Below are 17959 nucleotides of genomic sequence, written 5' to 3'. Positions count from 1 at the left end.
AAAGAATGGGAAGGGAGTGTTGATGATCGACGCAAAACCAAAGCCGTTAAGCCTGGCCATCTGGCTCAGTGTGATCGGGTGTGTCTTGTCCGTTGGCAACAGTAGGGCTGCCGAGTTCGATACCGGCAATCCGGACCTCACCGCGCGCTGGGACAACACCGTTCGCTACAACGTCGGCGTGCGAGCTGAGGGGCGTGACAATGCCTTGGCCAACAACGCCACCTACGACGAGTCTGATTCCAAGTTTGATAAAGGCGATGTGGTGACCAATCGCGTCGACCTGATGAGCGAAATGGAGGTGGCCTATAAGAAGTACAACGGCTTTCGCATCAGCGGCGCTGCCTGGTACGACCAGGCGTACGAAGACACCGATGTCGAAACCAGCGATGGCAACGTCTTCTACCCCGGCGCATTTCCGGGTAAGAGTACGCCGAGCTATACCAACGGCCATTACTCCAACTTTACCAAGCGCTACCACCGCGGACCCAGCGGCGAATTGCTGGACGCCTTTGCGTTTACCCGCTTCGACCTTGGCGACATCCCGGTCAGCGTGCGTGCCGGCCGGCACACCGTGTATTGGGGCAATGGCCTGTTGATTGCCGGGCATGCCATTTCCTACTCACAAGCACCGCTGGATGGGCGCAAGGCCGTGAGTAACCCCGGCACCGAGACGCGCGAAATCTTCCTGCCGTTGACGCAGATTTCCACCCAGGCGCAGGTCACCGACAAGTTGTCGCTGGCGGCGCAATATTTCTTCGAATGGGACACTACTCGTGCGCCTGAGGGCGGCACTTACCTGGCCTCCGCCGACATCGCACTTGAAGGCCCGGACCGCTTGCCGTTGTTCAGTGGTTTCACACGGCCATTGATCGATCCGCTCAAGCCCAAGGACGAGGGCAACTGGGGCGTGATGGGTACCTACAGCTTCGACTATCTGCACTCGGAAGTCAGCCTGTACTACCGCGAGTTCGATGATTACAACCCGTGGGGCCTGCAAGTGGCGCCGACTTTCGCCCGCTACGTTTACGCCAACAACGTCAAGCTTTATGGCCTGGGTTACTCCGCAGGGCCGGTACTGGGTGGCGGCTCCGTGGGGGTAGACCTGTCGTATCGCCAGAACACTTCCCTGATCTCCAGCAACATCAGCACCGTCGACAACGAGGGCGCCCGAGGTGATACCTGGCACCTGGTGGTCAACAGCCTTTGGTTGCTGCCGCGTACCAATTACTTCGACACCGGCAGCCTGATCACCGAAATGGCGTTCAGTCACGTGGAAAAGGTGACAGAGCATGAAGAGCTGTTCAAGGGCGAAGGCTACCGCGGCTGCCCGGCGGGGCAGGACAAACACTTCGGCTGCGCCACCGACAACTATGTCGGCCTTGCCGTTAGCTTTGCGCCGCAGTGGCTGGGGGTGTTCCCCGGTTGGAATATTTCTACCCCGATGAGCGTGGATTACGGCGTCAGCGGCAATGCCGCCACAGGGGGAGGCAACGAAGGCAAATACACCTGGAAGGCCGGTGTGAAGGGCACCTACGACGAGCGCATGGACGTGACGCTGTCTTATATCGGCTACGGCAGCGAACGCCATTACGCCGATGTCAATGGCGTAGGAAAAACCGTCGTCGGTGGTTCCGGCGACGTTGGACTGTCCGACCGTAACTGGGTCTCCCTGACCGTCAGCACAGCGTTCTAAACCGCCCCTGAAATGCAATGCAGTGATCACCGGGCTTGGTGATCACCCATCTGAATGGAGAAGGTCATGAAGATTAATTCTTGTGCGATAGGCCTCGTGGCCATCGCTTTGGCGGGGTCGGCGGTGGCTGATGAGAGCTTCACTACAGCGGACCTGGGCGGCAAGCTCACGGCGTTTGGTTCGATTGTCGCCGGCAACGCGGCGGGCACTATTCCGGCTTACGACGGTGGTCTGAAAGTCCCTGCCGGTATGGTGCCTGGCGATGGGACCTGGCCGAACCCGTTTGCCAATGAAAAGCCACGCTTGCGCATTACCGCAAGCAACGCGGACCAGTACGCTGACCAGATGACGGCCGGGCAGATGAAGTTGCTCAAAAAGTACCCCGACACGTATTACCTTGAGGTGTACCCCACCCACCGGACCGCCACCTTTCCAGCAAACTTCCTGGCAGCTACCCAGCGCAACGCCACCCGCAAAGACTGCAAAACCGAGAACGATGGTCTGTCGATCAGCGAAGCGTGCCGTGGCGGCCTGCCTTTCCCGCTGCCGCGCGATGGCCGCGAGGTGATGTGGAACTACATCCTCAACTATCAGGGCGTGAATGGCTGGGACTGGAACCACAGTGCCTATGTGGTCAATGAGGGCCACATCACGCTGACCAACACCAACCGTTCCACCGGCGAAAAACCTTTCTATCAAATGGATGTGCCAGGGCGTGATCCGAAAATCGCCCAGCGTATCTGGTCGCACGTCGTCGCGCCGGCCCGTACGGCCGGGCAGGCATCCGGGTATTGGGATTACCTCGACCCGGTCACCGACTCCCGCTACGCCTGGAGCTACAGCACCGGCCAGCGGCGTGTACGCAAGGCTCCGGAGTTCAACTACGACACCCCTAACTCGGCGTTCGGCGGGGTAGCGTTCTACGACGAAATCTTCCTGTTCTCCGGGAAGATGGACCGCTTTGACTGGAAGTTGGTGGGCAAGAAGGAAATGTTGATTCCCTACAGCAACTACACGCTGAAATGGGGTTGCGACATGGAGAAAAAGCTCATGCCCAACCACATCAATCCGGCCTGTGAACGCTGGGAGCTGCACCGTGTCTGGGTGGTGGAAGCGACGCGCAAGGACGGCGTGCGTCACGCGCAGAAAAAGCGCCGCTACTACATCGACGAAGACACCTTTGGCGCGGCTGTCTACGACGCCTGGGACGACAGCGGTGCGTTGTTCCGTACCGGCTCGCAGTACAACATCGAGGCCTACGGTATTCCCAACAATCCGCAACAGGATTCCTACTCGCTGTACGACTTCACCCGTGACCAGTACGGCATGTTCGGTAATGGCCCTACACGCTACCGCCAGGAACCGGTCGCCGAGCGTGAAGCCAACCCACAGACCATCGCTGGTGGTCAAACCCGCTGACATCGTGCGCCCTTTTCGGCGTTCGCCTCGGACGCCGATTTTTTTCTTCGTTCCCGAGACCTATTCATGAGCGAGATTCTGAAACGCCTGGACGGCAAAGTCTGCGTGATCACTGGCGCGGGCAGTGGCATTGGCCGCGCTTCGGCACTGCGTTTTGCCAGGGAAGGCGCCACCGTGGTGGTCACCGATCTTTTCGCCGAATCGGCGCAGGCCGTGGCGGCTCAAATCGGCGCCAATGCCCTGGCATTGCAAGTGGATGTCGGCCAGGAAGACGCCCTGCGGGAGATGGTTGAACAGACCGTCCGGACTTTCGGCCGTATCGACGTGCTGTTCAATAATGCGGTGTACCGAAACCCGGCCACCACCCGCGATATCGACTTCATCAACTTCAACACCGAGCTGTTCCACAACTGCATGCGTGTCAACGTGCTGGGCGGTGTCCTGGCGTGCAAATACGCTTTGCCGCACATGCTCGCCCAGGGCAGCGGTTCGATTCTGTTCACATCGTCCACCAGCTCGATTGCCGGCGAAATCTCCCAGTTCAGCTACGGCGCCTCCAAGGCTGCGCTCAATTGGTATGTGCAAACCATTGCCGCCACCTTTGGTAAACGCGGCATTCGTTGCAACGGCATTTTGCCGGGGGTCATTCGCACACCGGCCATGGAAAGCTGGGCCAACGAGGCCATGAAGAGCGCTTTTCTCGACCTGCAAAACGTACCGCAACTGGGGGAGCCGGAAGACATCGCCGCCATGGCCGCATTTCTTGCCAGCGACGACGCGGCCTACGTCAACGGCACGTTGATGCGTGTAGACGGTGGCATGAGCTGCGGTACGCCGATGGTGCCAGTGGTGCGCAATTTCCTGCTGCCCCAAGCCTCGATCTGATCCCGATCAATTCACTGCACTGGAGCCCGTTTCATGGCACTCGAACAGGAACGCTTCATCCTCGACATGCTGGCCGCCTGGGGCGATGGCAGCGACGGCAGCCGCCCGGATATCGAACGCATCATGGCCACTTTTGCCGACGACGCTGTCTGGCAACTTTGGGTACCCGGTGGTCCGGTGATCCGTGGTCGTGACGCGCTGCGCAAGGAGATAGAGCGGCAGATGAGTTATGTCACGCATAACCACTGCAACACGCGCCACATCGTTTCTTCCGAGCGAGTGGTAATGACCGAACGCGATGATTACTGCGTCAGCAATGGCGTCCCCATGCCGCATTCGATGGTGGCGGTGTACGAGCTGAACGAGCAAGGCCTTATCTGTGCCTGGCGCGAGTACCTGGACACCGCTGACCTGGCGAAGAAAAAGGGCGTACCGCTGGAGCACGTGGGCGGGCCGAGCGCTGGTGTTATCAGCACCCATTGATAGCGGCGCTGGACATCAGCGTCTGAGGGAGACATGTATGCCAACAACAAATGTGACCTGTGATCCGGTCGAAGAAAAGCTGCGTACCTTTGTCGAAGGTCTACTGGGCGGGAAAATCACCGCCATGCAGCGTCTGCTGCGCTGGCGCCCGGCCTGGAACCTTGAGCTGCAACGCGATGGCGAAACCCTTCAGTTGCATATTCGGGGCGAGCGCGGTGGGGATGTCAGTCCATTCCCGGATCTGCGCCGGGAGGCGGACATTCTCTCCTTGCTCGGTCAGCAAGGCGTGCCCGTACCGCATATCTACGGCTTTTGCGAAGACCCGCAAGCCATCCTGATGCAGTTGGTGCCGGGTAGCCGTGACGTCAGTACGGCGAAGAGCGATGCCGAACGTCATGGGGTTGCACGCCAGTGGGTCGATGCCATGGTGCGTATGCACCAACTGCCGTTGCAACCCTTTATCGATCAGGGTATCAGCCTGCCCAAAGGTGCCGCGGACATTACCCTGGCGGGTCTGGAAGCCTATTACCCGCTGTATGCGCGTAATAAAACCAAGCCTCAGCCTCTGGCCGAATTCGCCCTCGGTTGGCTGCGGCGCAATGTGCCACAGCACCGAACCCGGCCTGCTTTCGTTCAGTACGATTCGGGGCAGTTTCTGTTCGAGAACGGACAGGTGCATGGCCTCTACGATTTTGAGTTCGCCATGATCGGTGATCCTCTGGCCGACCTCGCTTCGGCGCGCATGCGCGACAATTACGAACCGCTCGGGGACAGTTTTGCGGCCTTGTATCGCTATTATCAGCAAGTGACCGGCGAACCGGCGGAGCCTGATGTAGTGCGCTACCACACCGCGCTCTTCGCCACGGTCAGCACCATGCAGTTCTCGGCATCGGTGGCCACGCCACAACCGGGTGACCCGCATGACACCTACACCGAATTTGATATCGCCCTGCGCCGTGTGGTGGTGCATGCGCTGGCCGAGGCCATGGGTGTTCCCCTGCAAAAGCCGAAGCTGGACGTTGTCGGCACTGGCCCAAATGCACAGCTGCTGACCATGCTGACCGATGCCTTGGCCCAAGTGGAGGTTGCCAGCGATTTCCAGAAAACCAAATTGCGCGCAGTGAGCAAACTGGTGGAATACCTGGGCCGTGGCGATGCCATGGAGTTGCACTTGCGCAAGCTGGAGCAACAGGACGCGCAAGCGCTGCTGGACCGCACCTTCAGTGACTACAGCGAGATCGATGCAGCGCTGGAAACCTTTGTCAAAAACGCCGGGCCGGAATACGACGAACCCTTGCTGCACCTGTTCATGGCGCAAATCGAGCGGCGCGTCCTGGTCTATGGCAGCACCGCCATTGGCGCCTCCGCCAGCCACATCGACCTGCCGCCAGTCGCCTGACGCGGTGAAGCCTTCCTCGCCCGGTGGCTTGCCGCCGGGCCTTTGTTTTCGGAGTGTTTATGTCTGTTCCTGATAACGCCTTCAAGCATCGGTATGGTCCGTGGGCAGTGATCGCCGGTGCCTCGCATGGGGTGGGCGCCGCATTTGCCCATGCACTCGCCGAGCGTGGCCTTAACTGTGTGCTGGTGGCGCGCCGTGGCGAAGCCTTGGCGCAGTTGAAAAATGATCTGGAGCAACGGTACGACGTTGAGGTGCTGGTGCTCATCCAGGACCTGTCCCATCCCGATGCCTGTGAGCAATTGTTGGCGGCTGTTGGTAAGCGGCAAGTCGGTCTGTTTATCTACAACGCCGGGGGCGACCCCTACATCACGCGTTTTCTCGATACTTCGGTCGACGACTGGGGCGCCTTGCTGCGCCTCAACTGCCTAACTGTGATGCAATGCAGCCATGCCTTCGGTGCCGCCATGCTGGAACGCGGGCGAGGTGGATTGCTGCTGGTGGGTTCCCAGGCTGCGTTAGGCGGGATTCGAAAACTGGCGATGTACACCGCCACCAAAGGGTTTGCGCTGAACCTCGGCGAGTCGTTATGGGCGGAGTGGAAAGATCGTGGTGTGGATGTGCTCAACCTGGTCATCGGTACCGTGGACACCCCTACCATGCGCGATGCCATGGTCAAACTGAACATTCCCGACGCCCTCACCATGACGTTGCCCAAGGCTGAAGACCTGGCGCTTCTGGCGCTTCAGGAGCTGGGCAATGGCCCGACGTTGATACACCCCGAAGACACCCTCGAACAGCTCGCCAATGCGCCTGGCCCGGCACGCCGTGCACACGTGCTGAGCAAGAGCGCGCAAGCGGCTGTGTTCATCGGCAACGACTGAGGTCACACACCATGAAAGGCTTTGATAACGCAGAATTCAAACGCGGTTGGAGGGTGCTGATTCTGGCTCTCGTGGGTGTCGCCACCAGTTCCAGTTCGTTGCTGCTGTACAGCTTCAGCTCCCTGGTAATTCCCCTGGAACAGGCCATGGGCTGGGGCAGGGCGGAGTTACAGGCGGCGATCACCGCACTGTCGCTGGGCACCATTGTCGCGTCGCAATTGGCCGGCTGGCTCAATTTGCGATATGGCCTGCGCCTGATCACGTTGCTGTCCTTGTTGGCGTTGTCCGTGAGCGTCTTCCTCCTGAGCTGTGTCAGTGGCTCGATATGGACCCTCTACCTGGGTTTTTTCCTGGTGCCGCTGGCCGGGCTGGGTACGTTGCAGGTGACCTGGTCGCACTTGGTCAACCTGTGGTTTGAGGAAAACCGAGGCCTGGCGTTGGCGATCATCCTCAGCGGCTCCGGGCTCGCGGCCATCATGCTGCCGCTGATCACCGCCTGGGCGATCGGCCGTTGGAATTGGCAGGCGGGTTTTATCGCATTGAGCGTGTTGCCAATACTGCTGGCATTGCCACTGGCGTTACGCTGGTTAATGCCGACCGCTGTTGTCAGCCACAGCACATCACCACTTGCGGTCGTCAGCGAACGATCCGGCGGGCTGCTGTTGCGCGAAGCGCTGCGTTCGTGGCGGTTCTGGGTGTGCAACCTGTCGATGACATTGGTGGTGTCCTGCGTGGTGGGCATGGTCACCAACATCGTGCCACTGCTGCAGGATCGAGGCCTGAGCGCCCTGCAGGCCAGCCAGGTTTTCAGCAGCTTTGGCGTGTCGCTGATTCTCGGACGGTTGCTGGTGGGTTACCTGATTGACCGGTTGTGGGCCCCCGGTGTCGCCTCTTTGGCGCTTTTGATGCCGGCATTTGCCTGCGGCATTTTTGCCTATGGCGACTCCAGCATTGCCCTGTACACCCTCGCCACATTGCTGGTGGGTGTTGGTGCGGGCGCCGAATTCGATATCGCGGCATTCCTGATCGCCCGCTACTTCGGCATGCGCGACTACGGTCGCTTGTTCGGTGCCCATCTGGGCCTGATTACCGCCGGTGCCGCGATCTCGCCATTGCTGTTTGCGGGACTGTTCAAGCTGACCGGTGGCTACTCGGCCATGCTGTTGTTCAGCTTCATCTGCTTTGTCGTCGGACCCTTGCTTCTCCTGACGCTGGGTGGGTATCCGCGTTATCAGGCCGAGTCATTGGCGACCCGCTAGTGGAATTTCGAGCTAAACATATGGACAAATAATTGATTTGTGTTCAACTACTGCTCTAAGTGCAGCCTTAAAATAAAACAGACAAGGAGAATGCCATGCGTGCAGCAATTATTTCCGAGCGCAATGCGCTGCCGGTAGTCGACGAGTTTCGTGAGCCGAAGCCGCAAGACGGCGCGGTACTGATCGATGTCGATACCGCTGGCCTGGGGGGCTGGGATGTACTCGGCGCCTACCGTCTCGGAGTGGAGTACCCCTGTGTCATTCGCGGCGAAGGCGTAGGCCGTGCGCCGGATGGCCGTCGGGTGTATTTCGGGGAACGCTCGGTGCTGCCATTTGGTGCCTGGGCAGAGCGCACCCTGGTGCCGCAAGCCGAAGTGTGGAATGTGCCGGACGACGTGGACGATAAAACCGCGATCAGCATGGGCATTGCGGCTACCGGTGCCATCGTTCCACTGGAAAAAGCCGAAATTCAGAAGGGTGAAAAAGTCCTGATTTTGGGCGCGACCGGTACCCTCGGCCAGATCGCCTTGCAACTGGCGCGCGGTATGGGTGCGGGCAAGGTGGTCGGTGCTGCGCGGTCGGGTGAAGCGCTGGGCCGTTTGAAGTCGCGGGGCCTCGCCGATGAGGTGGTGACACTAGGCGGTAGCGATGATGTCGCAGCTCTCAAGGACGCGGCCGATGGTGGATTTGACGTGGTGCTGGACCTGGTGTGCGGTCAACCCATGTTGACGTCTCTGAAAGCCACCAATTGGGGCGCCCGTATCGTGACCATTGGCACGGGGGCCGGACGCCAGCTCAATCTGGATATTGCCGATCTATTGTTCCGCAACTTGTCGTGCATCGGCACCGGCCAGCGCGCGCCAGCAGACCGTGAGCAAATCTGGCTGCGTCTGCTGAAGATCGCCAAAGAGCAGCAGATTCAGGTGGATTACCTTGACTTCACCCTGGATCAGGCAGCTGAAGCCTGGGCCGCGCAGGTCAATGGGCCACACGCAAAAATCACTGCCACGATTCGTCGTTGAAACCCCTGTCGCTAAAAGGTGCCCTTGTTCGGGTGCCTTTTAGCGTCGGCGCTGATGGCGAAACTCTTCGGGTGTAACGCCGAGTTCTTTGCGGAATGCGGCACTGAAGGCTGCTGCATTGTTGAAGCCGGCCTGATAGGCAACTTGTTTGATCAGTAACCGTGTGTCGGCCAGCAGCGCCATGGCTTTTCGCAGGCGATGTTGTGCTGCGTATTGGCGCAATGTCATGCCAGTCGTGTTTTTGCAGCGACTGGACAGAGTTCGCAACGGCAGCTCGCAGGCCTGCGCCAAGTGGCGCAAAGAGTGGCCTTCGTCGCTCGTGGTATCGAGCAGTTCACGCAGGATGTTGAATTGCCGAGGGCTGAGTTTTTCAGTGTCGGGTAAGGGAACGGCGGCAACGACGGGAACGTCGATGAACTCGCGGCGCAGGTCCAGGGCAATGCTGGTGAGCAGGCACTCGGTTTGCAATTCGCTGGCGAAACCGGGATTGCTCACCTCTTCGGCCAGCCGTTGCAAGGACGCGTGCAGGTAACCGCTCTGCAGGTCAAGCATGGCTTCGCTGACGTTCTCCTTCCAGTTCCAGCGATAACTGCCCAGGGCGCCGAGGGAGGAGGGATCGAACAGGCACACCAGGGCCTTTTGCTTGCTGGCATCGTGGCGTAGATGGAATTCGGTGCGATGGGGAATGAACAGCAGTTTGCCCAAGGGCTGGAATTGATGCGCGCCGTGGCTGGCAAAGCTGCCGCAGTTAGGCTTGCTTTGAACGCTGGCAGGCAGCATCAGGCGTATCAGGCAACTGTTGCCGGTTTCAATCAGGGCCGTGCCGGAGCACGACCATTGCGCCTGTTCAACGCGCAGATCGAAGCCTTGTTTGGCCAGTGAAGCTTCGGTCAGGAAATTACCTGACGCTTCACAGTTGTACTCGCTGTAGTGGATCGCGTTCATTTTTCAACCTTCAGCCTTTTTTATTGTTGGTGCTGAAATTCGAAGGGTGGCAATACGGCAAAGCAGCTACCCGGTCTCGAGTGTACCGAGGCTGTGGACCAAGCTGTTTCATATATTCAGACCGTAGGTATCAGAAAATCAGATGACAAAGGGCAGAGATATTTCAATGCGCCAGCTGCGTTATTTTGTCGCCGCCGCGGACGCCGGACAGTTTTCCCAAGCGGCGCTGAAGGCACATGTATCGCAGTCGGCGATTACGGCGGCCGTGTTGCATCTGGAACAGTCCATGGGCGTCAGCCTGTTCGACCGCCTGCCCCATGGCGTGTCACTGACCGCTGAAGGCAACAAGTTTTCCCAGCATGCGCGGCACATCCTCGACACCCTGCAGGACGCCCTCAGTGAACCGCTTTTTCTCGGTCACGCCATGCAAGGCACCGTACGAGTGGGCGCCTCTTACACGGTGCTGGGCTATTTTCTGCCTGCGCTGCTGGCGCGCTTCAAACGTAGCTACCCTCAGGTTGAGATCGACCTGATCGACATGGACCGTCACAGCATTGAGGAAGCCCTGGGCAATGGCGATCTCGACCTGGGCCTGACGATAGTCTCCAACACACCAAACCTGCAGGGGTTCGCTCACCAGGTGCTGATTCGTTCTCGCCGCCAACTCTGGTTGGCCAGTCAGCACCCTTTGATGTCCGCCACCTCGATCAATCTCGAAGACGTCGCCGAGCATCCCTATATCCTCGCCACGGTCGATGAGGGGGAGGCTTCGACTTCGCGCTACTGGGAATCCCGTGGATTGGCGCCCAAGGTGGCTTTTCGCACCTCATCCATGGAGGCATTGCGCGGGTTGGTGGGGCATGGTTTCGGCGTGACCATTCTCTCGGACATGGTCTACCGGGCCTGGTCCCTGGAGGGCAAGAAAATTGAGATCCGCCCGCTGGTAGACGTGATTCCCCCCATGGAGCTCGGACTTATCTGGCTGCCAGATACCCGTTTGTCAGCATCGGCCCAGGCATTCCGGCAGTTTTTGATCATGGCCTGCGCTTCGTAGCCTTGCAGCTGGCGCGCAGCGTTGACTGGCTATTTGCCGGAGTCGAGTGAGGAGGGGATCGTAAATCGCGAAAACTGTGCAGTGGTATTGGATATTCAGATACTGCAACACAGGTGGGTTTTTTTGCGTCTTCGCAGAGGACAGAATTCAGGGGTGGTATCGCAATTTCAATTCGCTGCTTGCTTGATATCTCCGCAGAAAATATCGACGTTGCCATCGGCCGGCGTGGTTGTCACAACCACGGAGTAGCCGGTGGAAAACAGTTCTGACATGGCGACAGGCGCGCTTCGTGAATAGGTCCAGCCACCGATATCGGAAATACGGCTGGTGTTGATCCGGTCATTCATTGTGTAGGCAACGGGCCCGGGTTGTTTGCAGCTCCCTTTATGGATAGACGTATAGAGGTTCAAGGGACTGAGGGTTCCGCTTGGAACCCCGCCAATGATGAAGGTAAAGGCGGTTTCATTGCCTTGGTTGGCCAATGTCGTATTGGCAATCTCGCCGGTGTTCTGTGGCGTAGCAAGCAGAGGAATGGTCACTGTCTGGTTTGATGAATGCGTACAGCCGAGCATCATCACAGTGGCCATCAGCGCCGCCGATTGATTTCTCAAATTCATGATAAATCTCCTGTGCTCCGAAAATGTAGTACGGGAGATTTTGGTATAGCTCATTTGAGCAATGTCTTGTGCGGGATGCAGACAGGGGCGGTGCCATTTTGCCGGGTGTATTGGGGGTCGACCCGCATCGTGACGCCGCTACTGCCGAGCGTTGTTGGCCGGCGGCCAGGTTCCATTGTTCATCAGGCTGTCGAAGGTCTCGGTCATTTCTTGCGCCGAGTTCGGATAGTCGTGGCGTACCCACCACAGCCACAGCCCGATCAAGGCCCCCACGAAACAGCGTACCGCCGCTTCGCCACGCATGTGCTCCACCTGGTACAAACCCTGTTTTCGGTAGTGTTCCCGCACCTGGATGATCAGGATATTTTCCAGATGGGCAAGAATCACGCTCTGGCCGGGACCGCTGAAAAATGACGTCGTCAGTGCCGCATGACGTTCGGTAGCGCTGAACAGCCAGGCTGACACGTCCAGCAGGACACGACGGTCGCCACCTACCTCGGTGACCTTGGTTGAGGGCATGCCAATGGCTTCATACCCGGCAACGATCAGGTCTTCCTTGTCGCGAAAGTGCGCGTAGAAGGTGGAGCGGGCAACCCCCGTACCGCGCGCTGTTCCAGAGCGGCGTTCAGTTGTACGACAAAAACCTTCCGTACACAGTGAAAAACGTCAGTTATGACTTCAACAAGGGCATGTGGTCGTTGCTCAACGACGGCCTCAAGGGCGGCTACCGGGTACACGACGCACCGCTGTCGGAGCGCGACATGAAACCTGAATCGATTGTTTCCCAGGAAACGCAACGCTGATTGCATCGAATGGACACGCATTTGCGGCCTGAGTGGGCCGCTTTTTTTTTGCTGGATTCTTTTGGCGTACATATCCATTTGAGGCGGCCTGACAGCCGACCCCTGTAGGAGCGAGCCTGCTCGCGATGGACGTCAACGATAACGCGCCCTGTCTGGATGAACGCGTTGTCTGGGCCTCCATCGCGAGCATGTTCGCTCCTACAGGTTCTTCCAATCCGCAAAAGCCCGTTCCACACAAGGCACACCCCAAAAACCTTCTCTAGCTTCAATAATAAATGAACACATATAGAAAAAGTGTCTATATTATTGGCGGTGCAGTTATCCCTCAAACCGGTCCGAACGCCCTGTCAAATGAGGCGTTCGACCTGCTGGCTTATTACAACAAGGAGAATGCCATGCTGATTGATGTCCACGCCCACTTGCTGACTGAGGGTATGCTGAACCGCCACGAGTTCTGGGGGCCGTTCATGAAGGTGCAGGGGCTGACCGTGGGGCATTTTTCCCTCGGTACCAAGCAACCGGCCAAAGCCGCTACTGACGCTGAGGCGCAGGCCAACCTCCTCGCGCGCATGACCCACGCCAGCCGGCGCAAGCTGATGGCCGAACGGGGTGTCGACAAGCTGGTGATGTCCACACCGTCCCACTGTTTCATGTATTGGGCAGGTGATTTCGCCAACGAATACGCGCGCCTGTGCAACGACGAGCTGTCGGCATTTTGCCGGGCCGATCCCGACCACTTCGATTTCTGGTGCCACGCCAACCTGGCGGACCCACTGAACGCAGCCAAGGAAATCGAACGCGCCGTGACTCAGTTAGGCGCCAAGGGCGTGTGCGTCGGTGGGGCCAATTTCAATGGTCTGGAAGCTCACGATGAACGCCTGTTCCCCGTCTGGGAAAAGCTCACCCAGCTGGATGTGCCGATCATGGTGCATGGCTTCAACCAGTCGATCTACTGGGGCGAAAAACACACCGACGACAAGTTCGAAACCACTTCGATCGTGGGTGATTGCGTCGATGAAACGTTGTTCTTCTGGTACCTGATCTGCGGCGGCGCACTGGATGTTTTCCCGACCCTGAAAACCTACATCACCCATGCCGGTGGCATGGCGGTTTTCCAGTTGGGGCGTTTGAGCGAGCTCAATCGGGCAATGGCACCTGACTCGCGCAACCAGCGACCGTTGATGGATTACATGCATAATTTCTACTTCGACCTCGACGTGCATGCGCCCGGCTTGCGTCGTGGTGTCGCCGAGGTGGTTGGGGCGGAGCGTCTATTATACGGCACTAACTTTGGTGGCGCCTATGATCATGGCGACTTGACCGAGGGGCTGGGTTTGTCTGCTCAAGACCGTGAACGGATTCGTAGCGGTAACGCGATCGAACTCCTCAAGCTGAAGGTTCCGGCCAACGCTGGCCGGGTGCTGACGTCGTGACGGACAGCCTGCTGGACATGGCCGCCGGGCGGCCATACCCGCAGCGCAGCGGGCGATTGCCTCGGCAACTGAGTGAGATATCCGCAGCCTGGCTCACGCAGCTATTGCAGCCGCGTTATCCAGGCATCGAGGTCCTGGCGCTGACGGCGTTGGAGGTCCGTAACGGGCACACCACCAAATTGCGCGCCAGGCTTGAGTTGAACGAGGTCGGACAGCGCGCGGGTATTCCTGCGCATGTGTGCCTGAAGTCGAACTGGTCCGAAGGTTTCGAGAGCGGCGATATCTGTGAGCTGGAAGCGCGCCTGTATCATCTGGCGCGCGGCTGGACCGATGCGCCATTGCCGACCACATTTTTCACCGACTGGGACGCCGATGGTGGCGGTCGAGGTGTGGTGATGATGGAAGACCTCGGTCTGGCTGCCGGGCAATTTGGTCATAGCACCGATCACCTTGGCTTGGACGGTGTTGCTCAGGGGCTCGAGTCACTGGCGACGGTGCATGCTGCTACCTGGAACAGTCCGCAGTTGCAGGAGCAGCGCTGGTTGCCGGTGTCGATGGCCAACCCGGTGGACAGCGACGGTCTGCTGCGCATGTACAACTACATCAAGGTCAATCTGCGTAAACCCGAGTACCAGCAGCTGCTGCCGAAATGGATGTACGAATCACCGGAGTTGTTTAGCCATGCCTTCGATGAATTGGCAGCTTTTGAACTGGAGCAGACTTCACCCTGTTGTTTGATCCATGGTGACTCCCATCAGGGTAATAGTTTCTTGCGCAGTGACGGTCAACGTATCTGGCTGGATTGGCAACTGGCCCGACGTGGCCGGCCATGGCGCGATGTCGCCTATTTCATGCTCGGCGCGTTGACCGTGGAGGAGCGCCGCGCCGAAGCGCTGCGTTTGCTGCGTGTTTACCGTGAAAAACTGATTAGCCTGGGAGCCGAAGGCGTGCTGGGTCAGGACGCGGCCTGGGAACAAGTACGGCGTTGGCCGGTCTGGGGGATGCAGACCTGGATGTCGAACATGGATGATTGGGGGCAGGCCGGACTGCCAATGGTGGAGCGGTTTTTCGCCGCCGCAGAAGATTTTGATACTGTGCGCTTGTTAACCCACGGCCGTAAGCCACGCCGCACACCGATATTGGGGCAGGGCGCAAGGCCGTTGACGCAAGCGTATCAACATTTATTGGAGAGTTGAGCGTGGTCAATCAGGAAGATTTGCGTCTGCAAGGCGCGGATAACTTTCGCAGCTTGAAAGGCATTCCCTCCCATTGTGGTCGCCGCATTGGCGGCGATATTCTTTTGCGCGCAGACCAGTTGCATGGGCTGACTGCTGAAGACTGGCAGACACTTCAGCGCCTGGGGTTGCAGACCGTCTGCGATTTACGCAGCGCGGGTGAGCGTGAACGTTACCCGAACCGCTTGCCCAATAACGCAATCCGGGAGTTGCACCTGGAGGTCATAGGCGATGTCCGGGCCGATCCACGCCTTGCCCTCATGCTGGCGAATAATCCGGTGGCGGAGGGTGCACGGGCCATGATGCTGGAAGTTTACCGGCGGCTACCGGGAATGTTGGCGCCCCGGTTGCCGGCGCTGTTCGAGTTGTTTTCTGCAGGCAAGGGCTCGGTGCTGATTCACTGCACGGCGGGCAAGGACCGCACCGGCATCGCGGTCATGCTGCTGTTGCATGCCCTTGGTGTCACGCCAGAACACATCTTGACCGACTATTTGCGTTCGGCACGGCGTTTCAGTCAGTTGAGTGCAGAGCGTCAGCAGGCGATGAGTCATGCGGTGGGCCGGATGGTGGGCCAGCCGGTCAGCGAAGCGGCGTTCGATGCGGTAGTGGATGCCCGGCCTGAATACCTGAATGCCGCTTATGCGGTGATCGAGGCTGAATACGGTGGCCTGGATCGCTATCTGCAGCGTTTCAGTGGTTTGAGTGGCACGGGCTTGCAGGCATTGCGAGATACCTTGCTGGTCGCCTAGGTCGCGGCGCGGGTCATGACCCGGGCCGGTTTCCATTGCGCCAATCCGATCCCCAGCAAAATTAAGCCGCCACCCACCGCGTGGTACAGGTGCAACGTTTCCCCGAGCAGCACGATCGCCAATACCGCGGTAAACAGCGGCACCAGGTTCATCAATACGGCAGTTTTTTCTGCGCCGAGGGTTTGCAGGCCGCGCATCCACAGGCCGGGTGCCAATGCCGAGGCGAACAGGCCAGCGAATAACACCAGTGGGATGTTCTTTGCCGTCAGGGCTATCGACGGTGCCAGCACGAAAGGCGGCACCAGCAGCAGGGTGCCGCAGATAATTTGCATATACAGGCTTTCCCAGGTTGGCAGGGGAATCTGCCAGCGCTTCACCAACACGCAATACAGCGCGTACGACAGCGACGCCGCCAACATCATCAGCTCACCTTGCCCGACCCCATGCTGCCAGAGTGAAGACAAGTCGCCTGCTGCCAGCAACCAGGCCAGTCCGGCAAACGAAACCAGGGTGCCGACCAGCAATGTCGCGGTGGGCCGGGTATTGAGCACCGGGAAGGCCAGGAGCACGGTGAGTAGCGGCATGGTCGCCAGAATCAGGCCCATCGACGTGGCGCTGACGGTGTGTGCCGCAAAATACGCCAGTGACTGGTACAGCGACATGCCGAGCAATCCCAGCAGCCACAGCTTGGCCAGATAAGGGCGAATCTGACGGCGCAAGCGCCATACCCTGGGCAACAACACCGGTGACAACACCAGCAGCGCCGTCAGCCAGCGATAGAAGGAAATGGCTGCGGGGTCGATCACCCCGACCGACAGACGGTTGACCACCGTACTGGCGGCCCAGATCAGCGTGGCAAGGACGGGTAGCAGCAGATTCATCAGGGTGCGCCAACGTTGAGGGTGCGCCGGGCGCACCGGGACCAAGGCCGCTTTCGCGGCGATCAGTGAATGCCGGACTGCGTGTGCGCGTTATTCGCTGGCAGCGTTACGAGCGGCAATGGCAGCGGCAAAGTCGCGCTTGAGCGTCGGGAAGTAAGCAATCTGCCCACCCATGCCGCCGGCTATGTCGATCGAGGCAGCGCTGATGAAGCTGGCATATTCGCTGGCCAGGAACAGCGCCATGCCGGCAACGTCTTCAGGCTTGCCGTAGCGTCCGAGCGGCACGACTTTCATCACCATGGCGTCGAACTCCTCGCGACTCACGCCCGGCCCCATCTCTTTGTAATGACGGTCCCACTGGCCGGTATCGATCCAGCCCATGTTCAGGCTGTTGACCAGGATATTGTCCTTGGGCAGGGACATGCCCAGCGAGCGGGAGAGGGCGATGCACGACGCGCGGTTGATCACCGAAGGAATGCCGTCTGGCGTCGGAATCGCGCCGGCCAGGGCGTTGATTTCGATGATTCGCCCCCAACGCTGTTCACGCATGAACGGCACCACGGCCTGGACGAAACGAAAATGCCCCATCTGCAGGATGTTGGCATGTTCGAGGATGGCCTCCGGCGTCAGGGTATCGAGATTACCGCCGCGTCCTTGACCCGCATTGTTGACCAGCACATCGACACCGCCCCAGGCGTGTGCAACTTCGGCGACGAAAGCCTTGACTCCCTCACTGTCGGTCACGTCAACCGCTCGGGCAATGACCGCCTGGGCGTGTTCCGCGAGCTGCGAACCCACCTCGCGGACGTCTGCCTCACTGCGGGCGCAAATCGCTACCCGCGCCCCTTCAGCCGCGAAAGCCCGGGCGATGGCCAGGCCGATGCCCCGGGAAGCACCCGTGATGATCACGCGCTTTGCACTCAAATCAATGTTCATGCTGGCTCCTGTTGTTTTTTTTCTGCCGGTCCGCTTGCGGGTTTTCCTGCCTGACCCCCGTATTCAGGGGGTCTGCCCGGACTATTGAAAGCCCAAAGAGGTCATTCGTCAAAGATTATTTGAACGTTTATGTGTTTTGTGTGCAGTATTGCCCCGGGCGACACCGTTGGCTAAAACAGATAGCCAAGGAATCGCGGTTAAAATTCTGAATAGAGAACTGCAATCTTTATGTGGAATTTTACATTGCGATCCGTTACGGTGGCTT

At 59.1% G+C, this 17959-nt stretch carries 17 protein-coding genes and 1 pseudogene; 13 read left to right on the top strand and 5 right to left on the bottom strand.

The genetic code is table 11. The features are described from left to right. Positions 1-22: 22 nt before the first annotated feature. From PG5_RS16510 to PG5_RS16475, 8 genes are all read left to right on the top strand, one after another. Entirely contained in the window at positions 23-1693 is a 1671-nt protein-coding gene (locus PG5_RS16510) for a DUF1302 domain-containing protein (RefSeq protein WP_020798258.1), read from the top strand. Positions 1694-1759: 66 nt separating this feature from the next. Further along, entirely contained in the window at positions 1760-3112 is a 1353-nt protein-coding gene (locus PG5_RS16505) for a DUF1329 domain-containing protein (RefSeq protein ID WP_020798256.1), read from the top strand. A gap of 66 nt (positions 3113-3178) precedes the next feature. Beyond that, positions 3179-3997 (top strand): SDR family NAD(P)-dependent oxidoreductase, encoded by an 819-nt coding sequence (locus tag PG5_RS16500; RefSeq protein ID WP_020798255.1) that lies wholly within the window; start codon positions 3179-3181, stop codon positions 3995-3997. A 33-nt stretch (positions 3998-4030) separates the two neighbouring features. Beyond that, entirely contained in the window at positions 4031-4480 is a 450-nt protein-coding gene (locus tag PG5_RS16495; RefSeq protein WP_020798254.1) for a nuclear transport factor 2 family protein, read from the top strand. Positions 4481-4517: 37 nt separating this feature from the next. Then, positions 4518-5879, top strand: a complete 1362-nt coding sequence (locus PG5_RS16490) for a phosphotransferase family protein (RefSeq protein ID WP_020798253.1) — start codon at positions 4518-4520, stop codon at positions 5877-5879. A gap of 59 nt (positions 5880-5938) precedes the next feature. After that, positions 5939-6760 (top strand): SDR family oxidoreductase, encoded by an 822-nt coding sequence (locus PG5_RS16485; RefSeq protein ID WP_020798252.1) that lies wholly within the window; start codon positions 5939-5941, stop codon positions 6758-6760. A gap of 11 nt (positions 6761-6771) precedes the next feature. Beyond that, positions 6772-8019, top strand: a complete 1248-nt coding sequence (locus tag PG5_RS16480) for an MFS transporter (protein ID WP_020798251.1) — start codon at positions 6772-6774, stop codon at positions 8017-8019. Between the two features lie 95 nt (positions 8020-8114). Then, positions 8115-9041, top strand: coding sequence for a zinc-binding dehydrogenase (locus tag PG5_RS16475; RefSeq protein ID WP_020798250.1), 927 nt, complete (start codon positions 8115-8117; stop codon positions 9039-9041). A gap of 39 nt (positions 9042-9080) precedes the next feature. Here the strand turns inward: PG5_RS16475 and PG5_RS16470 are convergent, their stop codons facing one another. After that, positions 9081-9986 carry an AraC family transcriptional regulator gene (locus tag PG5_RS16470; RefSeq protein WP_020798249.1) on the bottom strand — a complete coding sequence of 302 codons (906 nt, stop codon included), beginning with the start codon at positions 9984-9986 and terminating at the stop codon, positions 9081-9083. Between the two features lie 142 nt (positions 9987-10128). Between PG5_RS16470 and PG5_RS16465 the strand changes: the two genes are divergently transcribed. Next, positions 10129-11040: a LysR family transcriptional regulator gene (locus PG5_RS16465; protein ID WP_033043238.1), complete on the top strand. Its 912-nt coding sequence runs from the start codon at positions 10129-10131 to the stop codon at positions 11038-11040. A gap of 167 nt (positions 11041-11207) precedes the next feature. On the opposite strand, the gene PG5_RS16460 is transcribed toward PG5_RS16465, so the two are convergent. Further along, on the bottom strand, positions 11208-11657 hold the full coding sequence (locus PG5_RS16460) for a hypothetical protein (protein ID WP_020798247.1): 450 nt from the start codon (positions 11655-11657) through the stop codon (positions 11208-11210). 138 nt (positions 11658-11795) lie between these two features. After that, a complete protein-coding gene (locus PG5_RS16455) occupies positions 11796-12176 on the bottom strand; it encodes a TetR-like C-terminal domain-containing protein (RefSeq protein ID WP_020798246.1) in 381 nt (126 codons plus the stop codon). Positions 12177-12256: 80 nt separating this feature from the next. On the opposite strand from PG5_RS16455, the pseudogene PG5_RS34205 reads away from it, so the two are divergent. From PG5_RS34205 to PG5_RS16440, 4 genes and pseudogenes are all read left to right on the top strand, one after another. Beyond that, positions 12257-12460, top strand: a pseudogene (locus PG5_RS34205) (DUF1329 domain-containing protein); the annotation flags it as partial. A 395-nt stretch (positions 12461-12855) separates the two neighbouring features. Continuing rightward, the gene (locus PG5_RS16450; protein ID WP_020798243.1) at positions 12856-13893 is read left to right on the top strand and encodes an amidohydrolase family protein; all 1038 of its coding nucleotides are present in this window, start codon (positions 12856-12858) and stop codon (positions 13891-13893) included. After that, positions 13890-15089, top strand: a complete 1200-nt coding sequence (locus PG5_RS16445; RefSeq protein ID WP_020798242.1) for a phosphotransferase — start codon at positions 13890-13892, stop codon at positions 15087-15089. Before PG5_RS16450 ends, PG5_RS16445 begins: the two co-directional genes overlap by 4 nt. Before the next feature lie 2 nt (positions 15090-15091). Further along, complete coding sequence (locus PG5_RS16440) at positions 15092-15877, top strand: tyrosine-protein phosphatase (protein WP_020798241.1); 786 nt, start codon at positions 15092-15094, stop codon at positions 15875-15877. On the opposite strand, the gene PG5_RS16435 is transcribed toward PG5_RS16440, so the two are convergent. Both PG5_RS16435 and PG5_RS16430 read right to left on the bottom strand, forming a co-directional pair. Further along, positions 15874-16758, bottom strand: coding sequence for a DMT family transporter (locus tag PG5_RS16435; RefSeq protein WP_020798240.1), 885 nt, complete (start codon positions 16756-16758; stop codon positions 15874-15876). The two genes, PG5_RS16440 and PG5_RS16435, sit on opposite strands and share 4 nt — an antisense overlap. A 90-nt stretch (positions 16759-16848) precedes the next feature. Next, positions 16849-17694: an SDR family oxidoreductase gene (locus tag PG5_RS16430; RefSeq protein WP_020798238.1), complete on the bottom strand. Its 846-nt coding sequence runs from the start codon at positions 17692-17694 to the stop codon at positions 16849-16851. Positions 17695-17959 lie beyond the last annotated feature (265 nt).

The sequence above is a fragment of the Pseudomonas sp. G5(2012) genome, from assembly GCF_000408945.1.
Taxonomy (GTDB): domain Bacteria; phylum Pseudomonadota; class Gammaproteobacteria; order Pseudomonadales; family Pseudomonadaceae; genus Aquipseudomonas; species Aquipseudomonas umsongensis.
This window is presented reverse-complemented; position numbering and strand designations above follow the sequence as displayed.